Origin of the sequence: Pseudoalteromonas sp. L21 (assembly GCF_021728035.1) — a bacterium.
GTDB lineage: Bacteria > Pseudomonadota > Gammaproteobacteria > Enterobacterales > Alteromonadaceae > Pseudoalteromonas > Pseudoalteromonas arabiensis.
This window is the reverse complement of the sequence record NZ_JAKKCV010000011.1, coordinates 12,453-35,811: the sequence shown is the minus strand read 5'-3', so window position 1 is coordinate 35,811 and position 23,359 is coordinate 12,453. Positions and strand designations below refer to the sequence as shown.

Below are 23,359 nucleotides of genomic sequence, written 5' to 3'. Positions count from 1 at the left end.
ACAATAGCGTTTTGGACCCACCTGACCCCATGCCGAACTCAGTAGTGAAACGAAACAGCGCCGATGATAGTGTGGCATTTGCCATGTGAAAGTAGGACATCGCCAGGCTCCTAATTAGAGAAACCCGTTGCAGCAATGCAACGGGTTTTTTCGTATGTGGTCGCGATTTTACATCGCGCTTTATCCGCGAACAGACACCCCATGACGCGGAATAAACCCGCTGCTACGCGATAAGCTCGCCCCAACACGTGTGTCGTCGCGATTTTACATCGTGCTCTATCTGCGAACAGACAATCCATGACGCGGAATAAACCCGCTGCTACGCGGCAAGTAACCCCAACACGTTTGTAGTCGCGATTTTACATCGCGTGATAGAGAATCGCAGGTATAGATCTTATTGGGGACGGGATGAGCCTACTGGCTGTTCGGTAGTAGAATACAGAGGTTATCTGTAAAGTGGTTGCGCTAATACTAAGGCCAAATCTTAGCTGTGCACCTGACACATAACTAAAAAAAGCCCAGCAGAGATTCACTGCTGGGCTTTTTTTGTAGTAAGTAGTATGTCACTTAATCATGCTATAAATAAGCGCAAATACTGCTAGAGAGCCAACTGTTAGAACAAACAGGGTACTTAAGCGGTTTCTGTATTTGTGTAAGACTGGTACTTTATAAACAGCAATCATGGGCATGATGAATAGGATCATAGCAATGATTGGGCCTGATAGCTGATCCATCATGTTTAAAATACTTGGATTAATTACTGAACAGTACCAAATAGCAAAGAACATGATCACAGTGCCGGTTTTATCAACTAACTTTGGATTCAAATCTGTTTGCTTACTCACTAGGCCATTAAAGCTTTCACGAGCACCTAAGAAGTGTCCCAAGAATGATGATGTAATTGCGATAAAAGCAACCAGAGGCCCAAGTGTGGCAATAAAAGAGTTATCTGTGATATTGGCTAGAAATGATAAAATAGACACATTATCAGCCTTAGCTTGTATCATTTGTTCAGATGATAGAGACAACACACACGAAAATACAAACAGCAATACAAATACAATCAGTAACAAGCTGGTACGTTTAAGAATTGCTTCAGATTTCATTTTGGCATTATTGCCATAATGGGCTCGCTGTACATGGACAAAACTTGAGATTGCAGCTGCGTGGCTAAACGAAAAAACAATAATAGGAATAGATAACCAAAGCGTCTTCATAAAACCTGAGAACTCAGGAATAGTGATGTCAGGCATTTGCCAGCTGGGGATTAAATATAACGATAAGAAGAATAAGATACCAACCAGAGGATAAACTAAAATAGAAAAAGCGCGAAGCATAAGTGCTTCACCACCAAGCATTAAGCTAATCATACCACCAACTAAAACCCCTGATAATAAAACGCGTGGTGGCGACTCCATGCCTAATTGATTGACAATAAAGCTGTCGACGGTATTGGTTAAGCCAACACCATAGATAAGTAAAATAGGAAAGATCGAAAGAAAGTATAAAAGAGAAATTAAGCGACCGGCGTTAATACCAAAATGCTCTTCAACTACGTCTGTAAAGTCAGCATCGGACTGTTTAGATGATAATACAAAGCGGGCCAAGCCTCTGTGAGCTAAATAAGTCATTGGAAAGGCAAGGCATGCCATGATGATTAACGGCCAGAATCCGCCGATACCGATATTAATTGGTAAGAATAAAATACCAGCCCCGACCGCGGTACCAAATAAACTTAATACCCATTGGGTGTCATGAAGATTCCATTTCGAGTTACTACTTGTTGTCGATGCATCATACGGCATAGCATCTTGATGTGTGTTCATTAGCACTCCACTATTAGAATAATAATTGTCGCGCAGCATATAGAAAAGCGCCTAAGAATGCATGTTTTAGCGTTGTATTTAAATAACTATGCTGTAAGGGGAGACTTACACAAGGGAATATTGCTTATTTGGATAGCTGAGTTTAGCAGTGCTCCACCCAGCTTAGAGTGTTATTGTGCAGCCGTTAGTGCACGTGCTTTTATATCAGCAGCAAATGCTAACCCTTTCTTAAAACGAGCCTCGGCTGCACTGATTTCTGCTTCATCGCCATTTGCGGCAAGAATGCTTTGTGAGAGAGCCTTATAAAGCGAGGTAATTTGTGATTCGTATGCTGCTTCAATTGCCTTTTCAATCGTTGTCACTGCTATTCCTAAATAAATAATAATAGAGGTCAAAGTTTTAACATATTAAAGCAAGCTAGAATATAGCTTGCTTTAATAATGTGACTAACCAACTGAAGAAAGCGCTCTGTGGGCTATTTTATTGACCATTTTTAATGTTTGTTCAAATACCCACTTTATGAACTCTGCTGATAACTCTTTTATCTTTGCTTTAGCATATCCTGCAAATGCAAGCATACATGCGAGTAATCCATTTATGGGGCCTGTTAAGTCTACAGTATGAAAATTATTGTTAGCTAGAATCATCGCGATTTTGTCGTATAAACTCAAACCGTTTGCAGTACCGGACTGCAGCGCATTCAGCGCCCCTAGCTTTGCTTGACGCAATACTGTCATTAAAGCTTCACTTAAACGATTCATCCAATAAATGGAAGGTTGTACTTGGTTTGCATGACTAATGTCTAGAGTTACACGCTTAAACGGATTAAATGTCACTCTTTTGTTGATGCTATCCCAAGATTGCTTTTGTGAATTTCGGGTGTAGTATTTCATCAAGTGATGCCACGGGGCTATAATTTGGTTGTTGTCCATCCTATATTCAGGGGCATTGTACGGAGCCTGCATAAATGGCCAAAAAGGCACCATCGGCACTACATCGCCACCATTTACACAGCGGAATATATTTTTTGGTTTCAGGGCGTTTGTGGTACTTAATGCGAAATTAGTTAAGCCTACTTTTGGCGCACCGAAAGTATATAATTTAACGTTTGCATTAAAACGTCGTTTAGCCCAATCCGCGACTAGAGATGCAACCGCACCTCCTAGACTGTGACCAACACAATGCACAGTAGCACTCGGCTTAAGTTCACTCAAAAAAGGTGCTAATTCTGATTTTAAGGTTTCAAATAAAGTATTAAAGCCAGCATGAACACTATGACCTCCATCGCAAACACTTAGGTTAGCTCTACAGTCAGTTGATGCGTCATATAACGAGGCTGTACCTCGAATAGCCAATACCAAATCATTTTTAAATGGATTCATGCGCCCTGTAGGAGAAGTACCTTTGCCAACGAGTACAAACCCTGTTTGATGACCTGTAGCATGAGCCATTGCTCCGCCAGATACTCCTTTTATTGGGCCGTTTGACAGGTCAAAAGAAAAATGTTTTTCTAAAGAATTCGACGCAATTATTGAGTATCGACCTCTTCGGTCTGCTTTCTTTATGTCATAAGAAATTTTAGCTAATTCAGCGCATAAAATGGGTGATAAAGTTGCCATTATAAGTCCTTTTAATTATGTTTTTCCCAGCGAGCAATACTTTTGATAAAGTGTTCGTCTAATGGATCTTCAGGGTTGATTAGGTGATGTTTTATTTCTTTATCCGTCAAGTCAGCTTTTAAGTTTTTCAAAAAATTTTTAAACTCTTTTGGGTTTTTTAGTCCATGCTGAAAACCTAACCAGAGATTGTAAACCTCACCACCTTTTTCTAAATCTATGATAATTCTGACCACGGGCTCATGAAAAATACTGCCAGGTTTGCGAGATTTTAGAGATTTGGCAGGAAATGAGAAACAACCGTTTTCATCAGTATATACACTATCTAGTTCTTCATCGTCGTAGGTTAAGCTTCGCTCAACAAGTTGATTGGCTAATGGGGTTCCATTATCAAAAACCTGACCTTTTACTTCGGGGCATAGTTCTACTGTATAGCGAATTAATCCGAGCATTTATCGTTCCTTGTTAATAATCCATGTTTCTATAATTATCCATATAGGGGATAAAACATCAATGTATTTCCTATATGATTTAGTTTATCCAACGACAAATACTAGAAACATTGTGCTCACCGCTTGGTGCTTCTATATCAATGATTTGATATTTTATTTCTTCAGCGCTTAAATCTGTATTTAAATTATTTAGTCTTTTTTGTAGTTCAATTGGAGTTTTAAGTCCATGTTGAAATACAAACCATAAAGTATGCTGATGACTTTCAAAGTGAGTCACTATTACTACTCTGATCATTGACTCATAAAATATACTGCAAGGCTTACGTGCTTGAATTGATTTAGTGGGAAATGAGTAAAAAACGAGCTCATCAGTCTAGGCTTCATCTATCTACTCACCCTCTAAGGTTAAGCCTCTTTGAATAAGTTGGTTTTCTACTGGTTTACCGTAAGCTGACCTTTTACTTCGGGCATAATTCAACTGTATAGCGAATTAATCCGAGTATATCGTTCCTTGCTAATAACTCGTGTTTCTATAATTATCCATGATTTAAAAAACATCAATGAATCAAGCTCTATGTCGGTTATTTCAGATTTTTCTTAAAGATTAAGGTTCTTAGGTGCTTCTGATATAAGCTTAGGGTGTATCAAGCACTAGAGATTGAGTGTATATTTAATTGTTTATATTTCGCTTAATTGTTGATAAGGGTATTAAATTGGTAAAGTCACTCTCTATTCCAATTCAGCGTGGGTTGTCGCTGTTATTGTGTGCATTAACGGCATCCTCTGTAGTCATATTCTTAAGTAAAACCACATTTATAAAAAAGGTATTTTTTAGTTTTTCAGCAATACTAAGTACAAATGAAGCTCTGTATTATAGCTTTTCATTTCTAGCAGGCATTGGCATAAAGCTAATGCTGGATAAGTTTTATATCTCCCACACCAAACGCAGTATTGGCTTTAACTGGCGATAAGCTTATGGTTGTCGATAGTTCTTATGGGGTCTATTTTTTATCACACTGCAAATTTAGAGCAATTAATAGCGGCTACTTCTAGTTTTAAGTATTTCATCTTATCAATTTTAGGTGCTTCTATACTTACAGCCTATCAACAAAGTAATGAAAGAATTAGCCTTAATTTGATTCTATAAAATCTTTACCAACGCAGGAATTAGCAAAAAATATCTGCAGTGATTATCGTTGGCAAGAGGCATTTGATCGTTTTGGTAGGATACTTTTTTCAGATGATAAAAACCAAGATAGAGTAGAACAAATTGTTTTTGATGTTTTAGAGCATATTGGAAAGATCCAAAAGGCTTTTTGACAGAAGGTCTTTTTGAAGAATATACAAAGCAAACCATCGATGATAAAAATTTTGAAAGAGTTTTATACAAGTTAGTAAATTTAGAAAGTGGAGAAAAGTTGCTTGAGCGACAATTGGAAAGATTGCAAAGAAATTTTGAAGGGATAAGCGAAATAAGGCATGCTAATGGACATTACAAGGATATTAAAGATGAAGCTGATAGAAGGGATGCTGCAACCTATAGTAATGAGCTTTTTCAAGGTCTTAATATAGTTAATTTTTTTAATGAAAATGCGCATAAGTTATCTGAACAATCTTTTTACGTGTGTCTAAGGTTTATAGCTTTTGCGCAGTTAGCTGAAGGTGAATTTGACTTTTTAAATAGGTTAATGAAAAACTTATTGGGAGTTGTAATCAATAATAAAAATACACGGACTGTTGAATTTTTAGTTAGAGCAGCTTCGTCACAACATTTAACGATTAAGCATTTACAAGAGCACTTTTCAGAGCTTTCACCTGAGCGGAAAAGAGATATTTTACAAACACTCGCAAAGCTTAATGATAATCAAGAAAGTAATTCAGATATTGATTTAGCAATAAAAAATCTAAGTTTCATTGAGGGGGATAACTCTCAGTGCTGCGCGTATTGCCTTGGTGCTCTCTGTGGTGAAATTGTTTTTAGAGCAGCTTTCATGGCTGAAGCCATCTCATAAGGGGGGGGTTATACTTACACTTAAATGTCTTGTAAGTCAGGCTTTGGTCTGAAAAATGTGACTGGATAAATCCCGACCTACAAAAGAACGGAAATACTAGATCTCTGTGCGGAGCCGAGCTTAAAACTTACCGCTTAAAGCTCTACTGCTTCTGACTAAATTAGGCTGGTTTTCGCTTCGCTCCAGCCAGCCTACGATGATAAATTTAACGCCGCACTGCTCTTAAACTTACTACTTAAAACGTACGGCTTCTTATAGCTTCGTTTATTCTTCTAACGCTGATACCACAAAATATGGATTCAGATACTCTTCTTTACTGTTATACAGTAATGGGCTGCCATCGAGTTTACTAACCGTTGCGCCAGCTATTTCGGCAATTGCATGGCCTGCACCTGTATCCCATTCACAAGTTGGGCCAAGGCGTGGGTAAATATCTGCACTGCCTTCGGCTACTAAGCATAGTTTTAGTGAGCTGCCCTTTGAGACCATTTCTACGTCATCGAACTGTTTTACAAACTCAGCAAGATCTGGAGAAGGGTGTGAGCGACTGCCAACAACACGAATAAGTCCTTTGTTTGGTTTGCGGGTAACTTTTAGTTCGATTCGTTCATCGCCTTTATCTTTAAAGGCACCGATTGCTTCACTTGCAATATATGAGACGCCCAAAGCGGGTGCATCAACCACAGCTAATACAGGCTTTCCATTTTCGATCAGTGCAATATTGACGGTAAACTCGCCATTTTTCTTGATGAATTCTTTGGTGCCATCTATAGGATCAACTAACCAGTAACGTTGCCATGTTTGGCGGACCTCCCAGCTTATATCAGCGCTTTCTTCACTTAGAATTGGCACATCTGGGGTAAGGTGTTTTAAGCCATTCACAATCACTTTATGAGCTGCTAGGTCAGCGTCGGTAACAGGACTTTCATCAGCCTTGTACTCAACATTAAAGTCCTTTTCGTAAATCCCCATAATTGCACTACCCGCTTGGCGCGCGAGGAGTAAGATTTCTTCTAGCAGTTCCGTTTGATTCATGGCTTAACCTATAATTTGCTGTTGTTTTAAATACGCTACCAGTTCTTGCACCGATTGGTCTAGGGTGTTTGTGCTCGTATCGATTTTAATTTCTGGTGAAATAGGGGGTTGATAATCAGAATCGATACCAGTGAAGTGTTTTATCTCACCTGCACGGGCTTTTTTATAGAGACCCTTAGGATCGCGGCTTTCGCAAACGTCTAATGGAGTATCTAAAAATACTTCGATAAATTCACCCTCTTCAACTAAGTTTCTTACCATATCGCGTTCACTTCTAAAGGGTGAAATAAATGCGGTGAGTACCACAAGTCCTGCATCAACCATCAGTTTTGCGGTTTCACCCACTCGGCGAATATTTTCAATACGGTCTTCATCACTAAAGCCAAGATCTTTACATAAACCATGACGTACATTATCACCATCTAATAGGTATGTGTGCACACCTAATTGATTCAGGGCACTTTCTAGTGCATTGGCAACGGTGCTTTTGCCAGAGCCTGAAAAACCAGTAAACCATAAAATAGTTGGCTTATGTTTTTTTTGCTCACTACGCTGTGCTTTAGTGGTAGCGTAGTTATGCCATACGATATTCTCATCCATTGTTTTTACTCTCATTATTGAAATGGAAAAACCAGTGGTATTAATGTCAGCACCGTTATTGAATAAATAATCGATAACGGTAAGCCCATTGCAATGTAATCTTTTAAACGGTAGTTACCTGCACTGTATACCATTAGGTTAGTTTGGTAACCAAATGGCGAAATAAAACTAGCCGATGCACCAAAAGCGACAGCCATAATAAAAGGAAGTGGCGATACATCAAAACCTATGGCTAATGCGTAGGCAACTGGAAACGAAAGTGCCGCGGCTGCATTATTGGTAATGAGCTCTGTAAACATCACGGTCATTAAGAAAATGGCAATGAAAGCCCCATAAGGTCCAAAATCGCCAAGCACGTATAACATACCTGATGATATTTCACCGGCAAGGCCTGTGCCTATCATTAATTTAGCTAGGCCGATAGCACTGCCTACCACAGCGAGTAGCTCAATCGGAAAGCGGCGCTTTACTTCACTAAGTTTAATTGTGCCAGTTAGCATTAGGCCGATCAGTAAAACAAGTAGACCTTTAATCAAGGGGACGATTCCAAGAATGCTCAGGCCTAAAACCCCCGCAAAACTGGCCAATACGATATTAGATTTCTTTGGCTTTAAGTGAGTTTGTAAATCAAGGCCTGAAATATAAACAAATTCTCTTTTAAGGTCAGGAAGTGAGTAAAACTCTTTACCTGGTGCAAGAATGAGTGAGTCACCAGCTTGTAGTTGTACTTTACCTAAACCACCTTGCAAACGGTCGTGGCCGCGGCGAATGGCAATAACCGCCGCATGGAATTGCTCACGAAAACGCACTTCCTTAACTGTTTTACCTATGTATTTAGAGGAATGGCTGACAACGACTTCAACTAAGTGCTCAACATCTTTTTCGTGTTTGTCGTGAACGACTTTTAGGCCATCAAACTGAGTAAGCAGAGGTACCGATTTTATGTCACCGACAAACAAGAGCACGTCACCTTCTTTAATCACTTGCTTTGGTGTGACTGCACAGATACGTTTATCTTCACGGATGATCTCGGCTAAGAATAGGTCTTTAAGTTCACGAAGACCGTTTTCTTCAACGCTTTTACCCGCGAGTTGTGAGCCGGTTTCAACTTTACCTTCTAGATAGAAAGGGACGACTTCTTGATCGTTTTTGCCATTATCAGGAAGGTATTTCAACATCACAATGATAGTGATTAAGCCAACACTTAAAGCACCCAAGCCCACTAATGTAAAATCAAAAAAGCCTAGGGGCGCCATGCCAGCTTCTACTGCAAAACCATTAACAATTAAGTTAGTTGATGTGCCAATTAGGGTAATCGTGCCCCCTAAAATTGCAGTGTACGACAAGGGCAACAACAATTTAGACGGGGAATGAGTTGGACTGTCTTTTATTGCACTAATCAGTGAGGCCACAACCGCCGTATTATTAGTAAATGATGATAAAAAAGCGGTAGATAAACCAAGTTTAGTCACTGAGCTGGTTAGACTTCCTTTAGAAAGTGACTGAGCAAGTTTCTGTACTAACGTGGTTTTTTCTACAGCAATAGACACTAATACAAGCAGTATTAAAGTAATTAAAGAGGGGTTTGCATAGTTCACCAGCATATCTTCAAGGCTTATAAGCCCTGCTAGATAGCTAATACCAATGGCGCCAACAAATAACCATGCTGGTTTTAGTCGTGTGCCAAAAAGGCACCCGACTAATACCAGCATAATGCCTGTTAATACCAGCTGTTGATACATGCTATTGCTTCCTATAACAGGCGAAAAGTGATCATTTAAGCTTAGTTATATCAAGCGCTTGCCAGTGAGGGAAGTGCTTGCGTACTAAAGCGTTAAATTCAACTTCAAAGTCGCTAAAGTTACTTTGCTGTTCTTCGATGTTAAGTAATTGCTCAATCATACCTGCTGCCACAGTTAGGTTTGATAGGCGATCGATTAGGATAAACGCACCTGTTTCATGATTGCTGTGGTACTCATCAGCCAAAATTGTTTCTGTCAGCTCTAAGGTTACAATAGCAATTTCGTTCAGCTGTAATGAGTCAGCTTGACCATGCTCTAAGGTATTTACATCAATGGTGTGATCGATTTTTCTTACCACTGCTGAGGTATTCTTGCTACCTAACTTAAAGTTGTAGCTTTTACCTAATACAAGCGGCGCTTCGTGCATCCATACTAATTTAGCTTGAATACGATTTGTGACAGCGGCTTTTGAAGCGGCTGGCACAATCACATCACCACGGCTGATATCTATTTCGTCGTTTAATGTTAAAGTGATTGCTTGACCTGCTTCAGCGGTATCTAAGTTGCCATCAAAAGTCACAATCTCTTTGATACTTGAGCTTTTACCCGATGGTAGCACTTTCACTGCATCACCAACACTGAACTTGCCAGAGGTTAAAGTACCTTGGAAGCCACGGAAGTCTAAGTTAGGGCGCACGACATATTGCACCGGAAGGCGTGCTTCAAAACCGTTATCAATTTCAGCAGCTGGTGAGTCTTCAAGTAACTCAAGCAGTGGTTTATCAGTGTAGTAAGGAGTGTGCTCTGAGCGTGTTACTACGTTGTCACCTTTAAGTGCAGACATAGGCACAAACTTGATATTCGTAACGTTTAGCTGCTCCGCAAATTTAAGATAATCCGCTTTGATTTTCTCATACACGGTTTCGTCGAAATCGACGATGTCCATCTTGTTGATAGCAACTACAAACTGCTTAATACCAAGCGAATCACAGATAAAACTATGGCGTTTTGTTTGTACTTGTACACCGTAACGCGCATCCACCAAGATAATAGCTACATCACTGGTTGATGCACCGGTTACCATGTTGCGTGTGTACTGCTCATGCCCAGGCGTGTCAGCAATGATGAATTTACGTTTTGCTGTTGAGAAGTAACGATAAGCAACGTCAATGGTAATACCTTGTTCGCGCTCAGCTTGTAAGCCATCAACAAGGAGTGCTAAATCAAGCTCTTCACCTGCATTACCTACTTTTTCATTGTCTTTATGCAGGGCGGCAAGTTGGTCTTCATAAATTTGGTGGCTGTCATGTAAAAGGCGGCCAATCAGCGTTGATTTACCGTCATCCACACTACCACAGGTCAGCATGCGTAAAAGGCTTTTATCTTGTTGACGTGCAAGGTAAGCGTCGATACCTAACTCTCTGACTTCGTTAATCGTGTCGTTTGTTTTAGACATTAGAAATAGCCCTCACGTTTTTTCTTTTCCATTGAACCAGCTGAATCATGATCAATCACACGGCCCTCACGCTCAGAAGAGGTTGAAAGTAGCATCTCTTCAATAATTTCCGTTAAGGTTCCTGCCGTTGATTCCACAGCCCCCGTTAACGGGTAACAACCAAGGGTACGGAAACGCACAGATTTCATTTCTGGTACTTCGCCTTCCTCAAGAGGCATGCGCTCATCATCAACCATGATTAGCGTGCCGTTACGCTCAACAACTGGGCGTTCTTTGGCAAGGTAAAGTGGAACCATTTCAATGTTTTCTTGGTAGATATACTGCCAAATATCAAGCTCAGTCCAGTTCGATAACGGGAAAACACGAATACTTTCACCCGGGTTAACTTGGCTGTTATATGTATTCCAAAGCTCTGGACGTTGGTTTTTTGGATCCCATCTGTGGTGTTTGTCACGGAATGAGTAAACACGCTCTTTAGCACGAGATTTCTCTTCGTCACGACGTGCCCCACCAAACGCAGCATCAAAGCCGTATTTGTCCAGTGCTTGCTTTAAACCTTGGGTTTTCATGATGTCAGTGTGCTTTGCTGAGCCATGTACGAATGGGTTGATATCAATCTCTAATCCTTCAGGGTTTTTGTGGACGATTAAATCAAAGCCGTATTCTTTGGCTAGGCGGTCACGAAACTCGATCATTTCCTTAAACTTCCAGTTGGTATCAACATGTAATAATGGAAATGGGATCTTTGCTGGGTAAAACGCTTTGCGTGCTAAGTGTAATAACACCGATGAATCTTTACCTATCGAGTAAAGCATCACCGGATTTTCAAACTCAGCAGCCACTTCGCGCATGATCTTGATACTTTCAGCTTCTAATTGCTGAAGGTGTGTTAAAGCCATTGTTAGTCGTCCTACTAAAATGATTAAAAGTTAAATTACGCTACGCCTGTAATAGGCTGGGCAAAGCTGCTGGTTTGTTCGGTTTGTCCGAACCATGCAAGCTGGTGATGCAATGATGCAACTTCGCCTATAATTAGTAAAGCGGGTGAGATAATACTATGACGGGCGATTAAGTCCGCCAACTCACCCAGTTGCCCAGTAACGACACGCTGTTCTTTTCGCGTACCATTTTCGATAATGGCAACTGGTGTTTCTGCACCACGGCCATGTTTTAATAATTGTGCTTGAATATGGGGAGATTTAATGACACCCATATAAATAGCCAAAGTTTGATTTGGTTTTGCGAGTGATTGCCAATCAAGTTCTTGACCATCTTTTTTACAGTGTCCTGTCACAAATTGAATAGCTTGTGCATGGTCTCTGTGTGTTAGAGGGATCCCAGCATAAGCACTGCAACCGGCAGCAGCAGTGATACCCGGTACGATTTGGTAACGTACTTGATTTGCGGCCAGCACTTGTACTTCTTCACCACCACGACCATAAATAAACGGGTCGCCTCCTTTAATACGGCATACCTTTTTACCTTGTTTGGCAAAATCTACCAGCATTTGATTGGTATCTTCTTGTGCAACACTGTGATCGCCCAAGCGTTTGCCAACACAGACTAAATCAGCATCACGGCGCACTAGTTCCATAATTTCATCAGAGACTAAATAGTCATACACAACGACGTCGGCTTGTTGCATTAATTGCAGTGCTTTTAGTGTTAATAACTCAGGGTCGCCAGGGCCTGCACCGACAACATACACTTCGCCTTCAGGCTCTGGCTTTGCATCTAACAGTTGCTCTAACTGCACAGTTGCTGCCTCGGTATTACCCGCTTGCACTTTACTCACAACCGATGAGTCAAACACCCCTTCCCAAAATTGGCGACGGTCAGCAAAGTGCTTGAAACGCTGTTTTACTTTATCGCGAAAGCTACCAACTAACGTAGCAAGTGGGCCAATATGTTGTGGAATAAGGGTCTCGAGTTTTTCACGTAACCGACGAGCAAGTACGGGGGCAGTGCCAGCACTTGAAATAGCAATTGTGATTGGATCACGGTCAACAATCGAAGGAAAAATAAAGCTGCATTTAGGCTGGTCATCAACCACATTAACGAAAATATTACGCGCATTGGCACGTTCAAAAACGTCATTATTGACGCTGTCGATATCCGTCGCCGCAATAACTAGCATTTGTTGATCTAAATACTGTTCTTTAAATGTATCAACGATAAGCGTTACTTCACCTTGCGTTGCAAGCGCAGTAAGTTCATCACAAAACTCAGGGGCGACTAGCGTTACGTTGGCACGTGCTTTTAAAAATGCACGGCACTTGCGTAACGCAACATCTCCACCGCCGACTACCAATACAGGTTTGTCGTCTAACTTGGTAAAGATAGGTAAATATTGCACGTTGTTCTCACCCCTAAAACACATCAAAGAAACTGCTTATTGCAGGCAAGCAGAATATAGTGCTCTAAATAAAGTAAAAAATAATTAAAACCAAGTTTATATAACTAAAAGTTATATTTGGTGGCTTTGTTTGGCTTAAGGCTTAGTTAACAAGGGATTGCGGCGAGTTACAAGGAAATTAAATGCCTTATGGTGATTAGTTATGATTTATAGCCAGATCATAAAAATTTGCTACTATAGGGTACTAATATGGCAACACAAAATAAGATCAATGACTAATATGCAAACAATCGCTGCCCAAGCGGTGGCACTAATGGATTTAACAACACTGAATGACACCGACACTACAGAGTCTATTAATAACTTAGTTGCGAGTATTGAGCCAAAGTTAGGCATTCCTGCTGCGGTTTGTGTGTATAGTCAGTTTGTTAGTGACGCTAAGCTTGCACTCGCTGAGCGTGAGTTACAACAAGTTAAAGTGGCTACTGTGACTAACTTCCCTGGTGGGGAGCAGCCATTAGAACAAGTCATTAGTGAAACCTTGTTTGCTATTGAACGCGGAGCCGATGAAGTAGACTTAGTGATTCCATACAAAGCACTGATTGCCGGTGATGAACGCAAAGTTTTAGAGTATGTTCAAGCGTCAAAAGATGCCTGCGGTACTCAAGTGCAACTCAAAGTGATCATTGAAAGCGGTGAATTGACCAATGAGTTGATTGCTACAGCAACTAAGCTGGCGATAGAAGGCGGTTCCGACTTTGTTAAAACCAGTACCGGTAAAGTCGCTGTGAATGCCACCTTTGCGGCGACTAAGGTTATTTTAGAGACCATTAAAGCAAGCGATAAAAAGGTGGGTTTTAAAGCGGCGGGTGGAGTCAGAACTGTTACTGACGCTGCTGAGTATTTGGCTTTAGCTGAGTCAATTATGGGTGAAGCGTATTTACAACCCGATCTTTTTCGATTTGGCGCTTCAGGCTTATTAAGTGATGTGTATATGATATTAAATGAATCGTGAAAGTGAGCAAGAAAAAATAGCGCTCGAGCATGGTGCGGCAAAGCTATTTTTACGCTGTTACGAAAAGCAATTTGGTGTAACTATGCGTAATATCTGGCATAACACACCGAGTAAGCCCGATGTAAGTTGCTATAAAGGTGATGAGCGACTCGATATCGAAATAGCGCATTTATATGCCAGTGAAACAGAAGCGATGGCGGTACTTGGCCGACCTTTGTCGATTGGCATGCAACGAGACCTTGCGGAAATGGCGTTAGCACCAAGTAGTGAACGTTTGCACTGTGCGTTACATCGTTTGCTCGCGCAAAAAGCGAAAAAGCATTATGAGTCTACTCACCCTTGGTTATTGATACGAAATGCCAGTACGATTTGGCATCTAGAAGATTTTAAGTCAGTACTTACTAACTTAAAAGTGCCAGCAGAGCACCCATTTCAACAAATTTGGCTACTGTGTGATTTTTACCGTGGCGAATTGATACAAATTTTGTAGTGATAAACGAAAGCGTTACAGCCAGTGCTAGCACTGGCTGTTATTTTGCTTAGTTGAATTTAAAAATACTGCCAAGACTTTCTAAACTTGATTTGTTAGTTTTGGCAATGCAGCCTGAATCATCAAGGGACTTTTTGGTCGTCTCATCCGCACGACCAGTCACTTTGAGCTTATTTTCTTGCTGATACTCAGTGAGTGCAATCACGGTTGCTTCATCGTACTCTACGTCTTCTACTTCATATTCTTCGTAGTGAGGCTGTCTTTTCAAATAACCCAAACAAACCAAGTTTAGTCGTGACATCGCCAAGTCTGTTTTTTCGTAGTAAGGCATTCTATGATTAGGAACAGTAACTGATGCCACTGCTGCTTTAGTGGGGGCTGCAGCTGCAGTTACTTTTAGTGGTGCAGGCGCTGTGTGACCAGCCGCTATCGTGTTATCACTATTGTAACGATAATAGGTCGCTGGCACTTTTGATTCTAAGAACTCAACCGCTTTTATAATCACTTCACGTAATGCTTTTTCTTTTGGCGTGTTTGACCAGCTACTCAGGTTGCCGCCGACTAGGGCGCCACCAAAGTTAGTTGCAGCAGAGGTAAAATTAAAATCTTTACTACCACCTTCTACGCTAGTGGCTGCTAGAATACGAGAGGTACGAGTGTCTATTAAGCGTAAATCAATAGCCATGTGTGAACTTGAAAAGCCCGCTGATACTGAGCTAAACACATCACCAATAAACCCACCACTGCCTACACGAGTACCAGAGTTGTCGTCATCGAACTCTGTGACCGCTGCTACAACCACAATTTCGGCACCCTCTATTTCGCCGTAGGCTGCACCTGATGCTGCACTTACTCGACCTGATACCGCTAAGTCTTGCTCTGATAAAACAGCATCAAGCGCTTGTCGCTCTAAAACGATAAATCGATTGGTACTAACTAATGCAGTTGTTAGCTGATCTGCCATACCTTCACCAATTTCTTTACGCCACCAACGCGAGTCGTTGGACTTATCGGTAAAGCGTGCCACAGCGACTCTGGCTTTAGGGCCATTGTATTGTTGTTGTGCGACTTCGTTTATATTCGGGCTGTTGTTATTGCTTGTGGTTGTCGTCGTACTTTGGCATGCAGTTAGTGCAGCAGCAATTAAAGTGAGCGTAATCGCTTTGTGTGTTTTGGTGAGCATATGACTTTCCTTAACTTATATCTCATGCAGTAAATAACGCCACAATACGGGCTTTGTTTTTATGAATGTTTATTAGGATAAGTTATAAAAATCAGTACATTAAAAATAGTACTCAAGCGAAAAGTTTATTCACTCACACGAAATTAGCGCGTTTTTGATGGTTATCTCGATACTGTTTTGGTGAGAGGCCAAAATAACTTTTAAAGCTTCGAGCAAAATAACTTTGCGAGCTAAAGCCATTTTGTTCAGCTATCAGACCAATTGCTGATGTGCTATTGATTAGGTGTTCTTTTGCAAACTCTAAACGTGTATTGCGCAAATAGTCTGATGGAGTTTGTGAATATAATGCTTTCATTTTTAATTGAAGTGCACGGGGGCTTAAACATAATGCAGAGGCAAGTTGTTCGACGGAGAAACTTTCATCTTGATAATGAGTTTGCACTACCTGCTTAAGCTTTTCTGTAAAGGAGTAGTCTTTATTGTGAACCGTAATCTGTGCGGATGAGTCTGTGTGTAGCGGGGCAGCAAGCTGCGCCGTTAAATGCTGGTTTAAGATGTGTCTTAAATTAAGCAACCCCTTAACACGACTGATCAGTATTGCTGGTTCAAACGGTTTACTTAAAAAATCATCGGCTAATAAATCGAGGCCTTTTAAACGACTATTTTTGTCTGCCTTTGCAGAAAGCAATAGGACAGGAATGTGGCTGGTGGCGGGGTTGGCACGTAGTTTAGTCAATAGTTGATAGCCATCCATATTAGGCATCATGACATCACTAATGATTAGGTCTGGCAGGCTCGTTTGACATAGTTCAATAGCTTGTTGACCATCAATTGCGCAGATACAACGAAACTCCTCATTAAATAACGAAAGTAATAGAACAGCCATGTCTTGGTTATCCTCAACAATGAGAATAGTTGGCTGTGAGGAGTGCAGTTCAATTGAGTTATTTATATGTTTACCAGAGGCGATTGCAAGAGGAAGTGACACATTAAAACAGCTTCCTTTGTTAACTTGACTTTGTAGGGTGATTATACCGCCATATTCTTCAACTAGCTGCTTTACCAAGGTTAGGCCGATTCCACTTCCTGACTCTTCTGATGTTGCCACGCGGGTAAAGCGGTTAAAAACTTGTTGCTGATGCTTGTCGGCAATTCCGATACCCGTATCAATAATGCTAAATATCGCCCGTTGCTGTTCCATCGAGAGGCTAATACTAACTTTACCACCTTGTGGGGTGTACTTAAGAGCATTACTAATTAGGTTACTAAAGATAGAGTGAGCATGCTCGGGAGCAAGGGCAATCATGCATTCTTCTGCCGTATTAGTGTGAAAATTAAATTGCAGTTGCTTTTGCTTAAAGAGCGGCGTGAAATCGTTTACCAGGTTGGTCAGAAAATCATTTAATGAATACGGTGATACCGTGTAAATAGCTGTACTTGGACGTTTACTTAGTTGTAAAAGTTGATTAATGAGCTCAAGCAAACGCTGGCAATTGCGCTTTATACTAGCAAGTTGCGTTTGTGTATGTTGGTCAGTATTACTCTGCTGTAACTGACTTATCGGAGCAAGTATTAAGCTCAGTGGCGTTTTTAGCTCATGGCTAATGTTATCTAGAAATTGATCTTTTAATTTGTTTAATTCAATTTCAGTTTGCTTTTCTTGCTCAGCGAGTTTGCGTTGGTACAGTGCATTTAAAAGTAGCCAAGTTAGCGTTAATGCCATGATTAGGTAGATGCCATAGGCTAATTTACTTTGCCACCAAGGAGGCACAACAGTTAACTTTAGCAAGGAGGCACTGTCACTCCACTGGCCGTATTGATCTTTTGCCTTGATTAATAATTGGTAGTTACCAGCTGGAAGTTGTGGGTAGTTGACTTGCCTAAGAGAGGCATCTGTATACAAAAACTGTTTATCAAAGCCTGCTAACTTGTAGCCATATTGATAATGTTTTGGCGTGGCAGCATTATTTAATGCACTAAATTTAAAGCCAATAACGCCAGCTGATTGCTCAAAAGAGAGTGAATGGGTGGAACTGGCAAGCGTATTTGTTTGCTTACCGAAGTGATTGCTCTCAATTGCGTGGTTGTTCAGTAATAGCTCAGTTAATACCGGAGTAGGGGGAGCGTGCGATAAGGTTAACTGCTCAGGATAAAAGTGGTTATAACCATTAATACCGCCAAAGAATAATTCGCCATCGTCTGCTTGAAAGCTTGCGCCCAGTATAAATGATTGGTGCTGAATACCGTCTTCTGGCAAAAATTGCTGCATTTGTTCTGTGACAGGATTATAGCGTGTTAGTCCGCCGTTGGTTGCTAGCCAAAGCATGTCTTGCTGATCAGTTAAAATATCAAAAATATTATCATTCGCTAAGCCGTGCTGCTCGGTAATTTGTTTAACGTTAAAATTATCTTTATTGACTTGGTTCAGTCCCTGCATTGTACCAACCCAAATGATGTTCTTTTTTAGCAGTAAAGAAGTCACCATGTTATGACTAAGCCCTGTATCGGCTGAGCTTTGTTGATCCAATAAACTAAATTGCTCACTTGCAATATCTAACTTATTGAGCCCTGCTCGGGTGCCAATCCAAAGAGCATGGTCATCACTATCATAGGCAAGTGTAAATACAGTGTTGTTCGCAAGGCTGTTGCTTGTGTCGTTATGCTTGAAGTGAGTTACTTTAGCTGATTCAGGCTCAAACCGAGTAAGTCCTTGGTTACTGCCAAGCCAAAGTGCACCCGTTTTGTCACTGGTTATCGCGTAAACACGATCACTCGCTAGCTGGTGGCTTTGCATGGTGAAAATTTCAAAGCTATCACTACCATCCTGATACTTAACTAAGCCGCCACCGTAAGTGCCTACCCATAACTGATGATTGTTATCTTCATGGAGGGCAAATATATTACTGTTTGGTAGTGCGTCTTTATAGTGATGATAGCCTTGGGTTGTTTTACGATTGAGTCCATCACGAGTGCCAATCCATACCTCTCCATTGGCTCTTTTTATGATTGAGCGAACAAAATTATGGCTCAAAGAATGTAGCTGAGAGGTTGTTGATTGATGAGAAAACTGCTGCTGTTTGGGGTCATACCGATGTACACCATAGCCATCAGTCCCTAGCCAAATAATACCTTGTGGGTCTTGATAAAGTGAAAGGAGATAATCACTGCTTAAACTATTTTGCTCTTGTTTATCATGGCGATATTGAATGTATTCTTTTTGCAAGTCTGCCTCAGCAGGCAAAAAGTATAAACCTTGCCCATAGCTTGTTAGCCAAAGATTGTTTTGAGCATCAATAAGGCTGTCAGTGATCCAGATACCTTTAAAGTGCTTAATTGATTCACTCACTAACGTTGTTAGATTAAGCGTATAGAGTCCTTGCTTGCCGCCAACGAGTAACTTCTCGTGATTAAGTAAATTGAGATGCCATAACGGTGAGCTGATATTAGCGTATTGAGTAAATTGCTGCGTATTTGGATTAAATGAAAGTAACCCTTGGCTGGTAGCAAGCCAAAGCCGTTTATCAGTAACGATGATATCGCGAATGAGGGTGTTTTGTTGAGCATGTGCTTTAAATTGAAAATGTTTGAACTCGTTAGTGCTTAAATCAAAATAGCTTAATTTACCTTGCTCATGACCAAGCCAAAGATTACCCCTTGGTGTGAATGCCATCGACCAAATTTTATCGTCACTCAGCCCTGAATTCTTGCCAGAGGAGTATACTTCGAACTCGCCAGTATGCGTGTTAAGGCGGTTGAGCCCCTTACTTGCAGTTGCAAACCAGAGTTGTTGATGCTGATCTTTTTGGCAGGAAGTGATCCAATTTCCCGAGATGCTTTTGCTATGCTTGTTGGCTTTAAAACGTTTAAATTCATAACCATCAAAACGATTTAACCCACCTTGTGTGGCCAGCCATAAAAAGCCTTGTTGATCAGTTATACTGCAATTGATGGAGTTTTGACTTAAACCTTGCTGACTATTAAAAGTTGTCAGGTGTAATGGGCGAGCATTAGCAAGCTGACTAACAAGCAAAGTGATAGTAAACAATACAACGTAGCGGGCAAATTTTAACGGCAACACATGTATCCATGTCGTTTTCAGTTCCTTTATTGGGTTATAATAAACTGCTTTTTAATCAATGTTAATATTGATTTTTAAATAGACTGGCGAGAATTTAACTTCTGGGTATCTTTTACACTTGTGTTAATGAATTGCGTAAGTATAATAGGCATCCACTTTGCAGGGGCGTAGTTCCAATTGGTAGAACAGCGGTCTCCAAAACCGACGGTTGGGAGTTCGAATCTCTCCGCCCCTGCCACTTTTACACTGTGTGTGAAGTCTAAAATTAAAAATCGGTTTAAATAGTCAGTTTTTAAGTTTAGATTTTAATGGATTAACCCTGCCAAAGAGCAGGGTTGTTGTGTCTGTAGTTAAGGTAATAATATTATGAGCACGAATGTAGAAACACCATCAAGTGCGATGGATTCAGTGAAGTGGATTGTAGCGATAGCGCTACTAGCAGGCGCAGTCGTTGGTAACCACATGTACGCAGACCAATCTGTATTATTACGTGCAATTGGCGTAGTAGTTGCTGTTGCAGCAGGTTTAGGTATTGCCTCACTTACTGAAAAAGGCCGTACTTTTATTGCGTTTGCAAAAGAGGCACGTATTGAAGTGCGTAAAGTTGTTTGGCCAACGCGCCAAGAAACAACCCATACGACCTTAATTGTTATGGTTGCAACTGTGATTATGGCACTTATCCTGTGGGGATTAGATGGCATTTTATTCCGCGCTGTAGGCTTTTTAACTGGATTGGAGATCTGATCCCATGTCGGATGAGAAGAACGAAAAGAAACTACGTTGGTACGTAGTACAAGCTTTCTCGGGTTATGAGAAGCGTGTTGCACAAACTATTCTTGAGCACATCAAGATCGAAGGTTTGGAAGATAGTTTTGGTGAGGTTTTAGTACCCACTGAAGAAGTTGTTGAGATGCGCGCTGGTCAAAAGCGTAAATCTGAGCGTAAATTCTTCCCAGGTTACGTATTAGTAGAAATGGACATGAACGATGCTAGCTGGCACTTAGTGAACAGCACTGCGCGTGTAATGGGCTTTATTGGTGGTACATCAGACCGTCCTGCACCAATCAGCAAAAAAGAAGCTGATCGCATCTTAAATCGTCTGCAAGAAAACGCTGAAGCACCTAAACCTGCAACATTATTTGAACCAGGCGAAGTTGTTCGCGTTATTGATGGTCCATTTGCTGACTTCAGCGGTGTCGTTGAAGAAGTGGATTACGAAAAGAGCCGCGTGAAAGTATCCGTACTTATCTTTGGTCGTTCGACACCGGTTGAGCTTGAATTTGGTCAAGTTGAACAAGACAAATAAGTAAAAAATTAAAGCTGTCAAAATCGCTTAATATTTTGGCAATAAGCTTGAAAAAGGCCGTTGATTAACTTATAATCAGCGGCCTTTTTGTGTTAGGGCAAGTTATCACTTGTTTTATCACGAAAAGTGAGAACCAATTTTTAAACTGGGAAGCCGTTAGAGTACGCGTCCTCGCGCGCACAAGGCTATGACCCACCAAATGAGGTATTTATTATGGCTAAAAAAGTTGAAGCTATTATCAAGCTACAAGTTGCCGCTGGTATGGCTAACCCTAGTCCTCCAGTAGGTCCAGCACTAGGTCAACACGGTGTAAACATCATGGAATTCTGTAAAGCGTTCAACGCACGTACAGAGTCTATCGAAAAAGGCGCTCCAGTTCCTGTAGTGATCTCTGTTTACGGTGACCGTTCTTTCACGTTCGACATGAAAACTCCACCGGCTGCTTACTTACTTAAGAAAGCTGCAGGTATCAAATCAGGTTCTGGCCGTCCTAACACTGAAAAAGTGGGTACAGTTACTCGTGCTCAACTTGAAGAAATCGTTGAGACAAAACGACCTGACCTTACAGCGGCTGATATGGACGCTGCAGTTCGCACTATCGCAGGTTCTGCGCGTGCGATGGGCTTGAACGTAGAGGACTAAGATAATGGCAAAATTAACTAAACGTATGCGTACAATCCGCGAAAAAGTGGATGCGACTAAAGATTACGAAATCAACGAAGCCGTTGCTCTTTTAAAAGAGTTAGCGACAGCTAAATTCGTAGAAAGTGTTGACGTTGCTGTTAACCTTGGTATCGATGCTCGTAAATCTGACCAAAACGTTCGTGGTGCAACTGTACTACCTAACGGTACTGGTCGTGAAGTTCGTGTTGCTGTATTCACACAAGGCGCTAACGCAGATGCTGCGAAAGAAGCTGGTGCTGAATTAGTGGGCATGGAAGATCTTGCTGAACAAGTTAAGAAAGGCGAGATGAACTTTGACGTTGTTGTTGCATCTCCAGACGCTATGCGTGTTGTTGGTCAACTAGGTCAAATCTTAGGCCCACGTGGTCTAATGCCAAACCCTAAAACTGGTACTGTAACACCTAACGTTGCAGAAGCAGTTAAAAACGCGAAAGCAGGTCAAGTTCGTTACCGTAACGACAAGAACGGTATCATCCATACTACTATCGGTAAGGTTGATTTCACTGCTGAGCAACTTCAACAAAACCTTGAAGCTCTTATTGTTGCGCTTAAGAAGGCTAAACCTTCTCAAGCAAAGGGTACTTACGTGAAAAAAGTAACTATCTCTACAACAATGGGCGCAGGTGTTGCTGTTGACCAAAACTCTTTAAGCACAGTTGTTGCTTAATTAAGAGTTTACATGGCGCGAAATTTAAACTATAATTTTGCGCCATTTTGTTGAGAAAGTTAATTTCGAAACAAGTAAAGAATTCGGGTTGAAGTCCATAATTTCGTACTGCCTTCGGGTAAAAACGATAAATTGGGCTTCCGTCCAAGACCGTAGGCGGCTTCGGCCTTAATGAATTTTACCTACGTAGACGGTGTGAATCCCCAGATAGATTTTTCCTAATCTTCTGGCTCTCGCCGTAAAAAGCATCTCCATCATTGATGGGGAAGAGTAGAACAGGGAAGCCTATGTAGGCGACCCATTAAACCAGGAGTAACACCCATGGCTTTAAATCTTCAAGGCAAAAAAGCAATTGTTGCTGAAGTCAACGAAGCAGCCACTGGTGCTCTTTCTGCAGTTGTTGCAGATTCTCGTGGTGTAACAGTTGGTGCTATCACTGCCCTTCGTAAAGAAGCTCGTGAAGCTGGTGTATGGATGAAAGTTGTTCGTAACACATTAGCTAAACGTGCTGTTGAAGGTACAGATTTTGAGTGCCTTTCTGACTCACTTGTTGGTCCAAGCTTAATCGCTTTCTCATCAGAGCACCCAGGTGCTGCTGCGCGTATCTTCTCAGATTTCGCGAAAAAGAATGAGAAATTCGAAGTTAAGACGGCTGCATTTGAAGGTAATGTAGTAGACGCAGCTATGCTAGCAACTCTACCTACTTACGACGAAGCTGTTGCACGCTTAATGAGCGCTATGAAAGAAGCGTCTGCTGGCAAATTGTGTAAAACAATTGAAGCAGTACGTGTACAGAAAGCTGAGCAAGCTGCTTAATTTTAAGCTGTTTTTTTGTTCACTT

20 protein-coding genes, 1 tRNA gene, 1 rRNA gene and 1 pseudogene are annotated in these 23,359 nt (G+C 41.1%); 10 read left to right on the top strand and 13 right to left on the bottom strand.

From position 1 onward, the window contains the following. Positions 1-108: ribosomal RNA gene (gene rrf / locus L3V41_RS19760) — 5S ribosomal RNA — on the top strand; the annotation flags it as partial. Between the two features lie 455 nt (positions 109-563). Here rrf and L3V41_RS19755 read toward each other — a convergent pair. From L3V41_RS19755 to L3V41_RS19735, 5 genes and pseudogenes are all read right to left on the bottom strand, one after another. Next, the gene (locus L3V41_RS19755; RefSeq protein WP_237128342.1) at positions 564-1,826 is read right to left on the bottom strand and encodes an aromatic amino acid transport family protein; all 1,263 of its coding nucleotides are present in this window, start codon (positions 1,824-1,826) and stop codon (positions 564-566) included. Between the two features lie 170 nt (positions 1,827-1,996). Continuing rightward, entirely contained in the window at positions 1,997-2,188 is a 192-nt protein-coding gene (locus L3V41_RS19750; RefSeq protein WP_062568410.1) for a hypothetical protein, read from the bottom strand. Positions 2,189-2,272: 84 nt separating this feature from the next. Further along, positions 2,273-3,445, bottom strand: a complete 1,173-nt coding sequence (locus L3V41_RS19745) for a lipase family protein (RefSeq protein ID WP_237128341.1) — start codon at positions 3,443-3,445, stop codon at positions 2,273-2,275. An 11-nt stretch (positions 3,446-3,456) separates the two neighbouring features. Beyond that, positions 3,457-3,894 carry a transthyretin-like family protein gene (locus tag L3V41_RS19740; RefSeq protein ID WP_237128340.1) on the bottom strand — a complete coding sequence of 146 codons (438 nt, stop codon included), beginning with the start codon at positions 3,892-3,894 and terminating at the stop codon, positions 3,457-3,459. A gap of 79 nt (positions 3,895-3,973) precedes the next feature. Further along, positions 3,974-4,252: pseudogene (locus tag L3V41_RS19735) on the bottom strand (hypothetical protein); the annotation flags it as partial. 958 nt (positions 4,253-5,210) lie between these two features. On the opposite strand from L3V41_RS19735, the gene L3V41_RS19730 reads away from it, so the two are divergent. Then, positions 5,211-5,906 (top strand): hypothetical protein, encoded by a 696-nt coding sequence (locus tag L3V41_RS19730; RefSeq protein ID WP_237128338.1) that lies wholly within the window; start codon positions 5,211-5,213, stop codon positions 5,904-5,906. Between the two features lie 264 nt (positions 5,907-6,170). On the opposite strand, the gene cysQ is transcribed toward L3V41_RS19730, so the two are convergent. From cysQ to cysG, 6 genes are read right to left on the bottom strand one after another with little or no spacing between them, the layout of a single operon-like run. After that, positions 6,171-6,941, bottom strand: coding sequence for a 3'(2'),5'-bisphosphate nucleotidase CysQ (cysQ, locus tag L3V41_RS19725; RefSeq protein ID WP_237114536.1), 771 nt, complete (start codon positions 6,939-6,941; stop codon positions 6,171-6,173). Between the two features lie 3 nt (positions 6,942-6,944). Next, positions 6,945-7,541, bottom strand: a complete 597-nt coding sequence (gene cysC / locus L3V41_RS19720) for an adenylyl-sulfate kinase (protein WP_237128337.1) — start codon at positions 7,539-7,541, stop codon at positions 6,945-6,947. A 14-nt stretch (positions 7,542-7,555) separates the two neighbouring features. Then, the gene (locus L3V41_RS19715; RefSeq protein WP_237128336.1) at positions 7,556-9,283 is read right to left on the bottom strand and encodes an SLC13 family permease; all 1,728 of its coding nucleotides are present in this window, start codon (positions 9,281-9,283) and stop codon (positions 7,556-7,558) included. A gap of 31 nt (positions 9,284-9,314) precedes the next feature. Then, entirely contained in the window at positions 9,315-10,739 is a 1,425-nt protein-coding gene (cysN, locus tag L3V41_RS19710) for a sulfate adenylyltransferase subunit CysN (RefSeq protein ID WP_237114534.1), read from the bottom strand. Beyond that, positions 10,739-11,638: a sulfate adenylyltransferase subunit CysD gene (gene cysD / locus L3V41_RS19705; protein ID WP_062568401.1), complete on the bottom strand. Its 900-nt coding sequence runs from the start codon at positions 11,636-11,638 to the stop codon at positions 10,739-10,741. The genes cysN and cysD overlap by 1 nt, the downstream gene beginning before the upstream one ends. A gap of 35 nt (positions 11,639-11,673) precedes the next feature. Next, entirely contained in the window at positions 11,674-13,095 is a 1,422-nt protein-coding gene (gene cysG / locus L3V41_RS19700; RefSeq protein ID WP_062568400.1) for a siroheme synthase CysG, read from the bottom strand. A 271-nt stretch (positions 13,096-13,366) separates the two neighbouring features. Here cysG and deoC point away from each other — a divergent pair, with 271 nt between their 5' ends. Together deoC and L3V41_RS19690 are read left to right on the top strand one after the other, a co-directional pair. Continuing rightward, positions 13,367-14,110, top strand: coding sequence for a deoxyribose-phosphate aldolase (deoC, locus tag L3V41_RS19695; protein ID WP_237128335.1), 744 nt, complete (start codon positions 13,367-13,369; stop codon positions 14,108-14,110). Then, on the top strand, positions 14,100-14,600 hold the full coding sequence (locus L3V41_RS19690) for a hypothetical protein (protein ID WP_062568398.1): 501 nt from the start codon (positions 14,100-14,102) through the stop codon (positions 14,598-14,600). The genes deoC and L3V41_RS19690 overlap by 11 nt, the downstream gene beginning before the upstream one ends. A gap of 49 nt (positions 14,601-14,649) precedes the next feature. Here L3V41_RS19690 and L3V41_RS19685 read toward each other — a convergent pair whose 3' ends face one another. After that, positions 14,650-15,783: a CsgG/HfaB family protein gene (locus L3V41_RS19685; RefSeq protein WP_062568397.1), complete on the bottom strand. Its 1,134-nt coding sequence runs from the start codon at positions 15,781-15,783 to the stop codon at positions 14,650-14,652. A gap of 133 nt (positions 15,784-15,916) precedes the next feature. Beyond that, complete coding sequence (locus L3V41_RS19680) at positions 15,917-19,861, bottom strand: two-component regulator propeller domain-containing protein (protein WP_237128334.1); 3,945 nt, start codon at positions 19,859-19,861, stop codon at positions 15,917-15,919. A gap of 161 nt (positions 19,862-20,022) precedes the next feature. Between L3V41_RS19680 and L3V41_RS19675 the strand changes: the two genes are divergently transcribed. The 6 genes from L3V41_RS19675 to rplJ all read left to right on the top strand — a co-directional run bounded on the left by L3V41_RS19675 (position 20,023) and on the right by rplJ (position 23,334). Then, a tRNA-Trp gene (locus L3V41_RS19675) sits at positions 20,023-20,099 on the top strand. A gap of 128 nt (positions 20,100-20,227) precedes the next feature. Beyond that, a complete protein-coding gene (secE, locus tag L3V41_RS19670; protein ID WP_062568395.1) occupies positions 20,228-20,605 on the top strand; it encodes a preprotein translocase subunit SecE in 378 nt (125 codons plus the stop codon). Between the two features lie 4 nt (positions 20,606-20,609). Further along, entirely contained in the window at positions 20,610-21,167 is a 558-nt protein-coding gene (gene nusG, locus L3V41_RS19665) for a transcription termination/antitermination protein NusG (RefSeq protein WP_062568394.1), read from the top strand. A 213-nt stretch (positions 21,168-21,380) separates the two neighbouring features. After that, positions 21,381-21,809: a 50S ribosomal protein L11 gene (gene rplK, locus L3V41_RS19660; protein WP_054554827.1), complete on the top strand. Its 429-nt coding sequence runs from the start codon at positions 21,381-21,383 to the stop codon at positions 21,807-21,809. 4 nt (positions 21,810-21,813) lie between these two features. Continuing rightward, positions 21,814-22,518, top strand: coding sequence for a 50S ribosomal protein L1 (gene rplA, locus L3V41_RS19655; RefSeq protein WP_062568393.1), 705 nt, complete (start codon positions 21,814-21,816; stop codon positions 22,516-22,518). 321 nt (positions 22,519-22,839) lie between these two features. Further along, positions 22,840-23,334 (top strand): 50S ribosomal protein L10, encoded by a 495-nt coding sequence (gene rplJ / locus L3V41_RS19650; protein ID WP_062568392.1) that lies wholly within the window; start codon positions 22,840-22,842, stop codon positions 23,332-23,334. The last annotated feature ends 25 nt before the right edge of the window (positions 23,335-23,359 follow it).

Bases quoted from the DNA above. Each gene is read 5' to 3' on its own strand.
- L3V41_RS19755 (WP_237128342.1), bottom strand. From the start codon at position 1,826: ATGAACACACATCAAGATGCTATGCCGTATGATGCATCGACAACAAGT.
- L3V41_RS19745 (WP_237128341.1), bottom strand. From the start codon at position 3,445: ATGGCAACTTTATCACCCATTTTATGCGCTGAATTAGCTAAAATTTCT.
- L3V41_RS19740 (WP_237128340.1), bottom strand. From the start codon at position 3,894: ATGCTCGGATTAATTCGCTATACAGTAGAACTATGCCCCGAAGTAAAA.
- cysQ (WP_237114536.1), bottom strand. From the start codon at position 6,941: ATGAATCAAACGGAACTGCTAGAAGAAATCTTACTCCTCGCGCGCCAA.
- cysC (WP_237128337.1), bottom strand. From the start codon at position 7,541: ATGGATGAGAATATCGTATGGCATAACTACGCTACCACTAAAGCACAG.
- L3V41_RS19715 (WP_237128336.1), bottom strand. From the start codon at position 9,283: ATGTATCAACAGCTGGTATTAACAGGCATTATGCTGGTATTAGTCGGG.
- cysN (WP_237114534.1), bottom strand. From the start codon at position 10,739: ATGTCTAAAACAAACGACACGATTAACGAAGTCAGAGAGTTAGGTATC.
- cysD (WP_062568401.1), bottom strand. From the start codon at position 11,638: ATGGCTTTAACACACCTTCAGCAATTAGAAGCTGAAAGTATCAAGATC.
- deoC (WP_237128335.1), top strand. From the start codon at position 13,367: ATGACTAATATGCAAACAATCGCTGCCCAAGCGGTGGCACTAATGGAT.
- L3V41_RS19690 (WP_062568398.1), top strand. From the start codon at position 14,100: ATGAATCGTGAAAGTGAGCAAGAAAAAATAGCGCTCGAGCATGGTGCG.
- L3V41_RS19685 (WP_062568397.1), bottom strand. From the start codon at position 15,783: ATGCTCACCAAAACACACAAAGCGATTACGCTCACTTTAATTGCTGCT.
- secE (WP_062568395.1), top strand. From the start codon at position 20,228: ATGAGCACGAATGTAGAAACACCATCAAGTGCGATGGATTCAGTGAAG.
- nusG (WP_062568394.1), top strand. From the start codon at position 20,610: ATGTCGGATGAGAAGAACGAAAAGAAACTACGTTGGTACGTAGTACAA.
- rplK (WP_054554827.1), top strand. From the start codon at position 21,381: ATGGCTAAAAAAGTTGAAGCTATTATCAAGCTACAAGTTGCCGCTGGT.
- rplA (WP_062568393.1), top strand. From the start codon at position 21,814: ATGGCAAAATTAACTAAACGTATGCGTACAATCCGCGAAAAAGTGGAT.
- rplJ (WP_062568392.1), top strand. From the start codon at position 22,840: ATGGCTTTAAATCTTCAAGGCAAAAAAGCAATTGTTGCTGAAGTCAAC.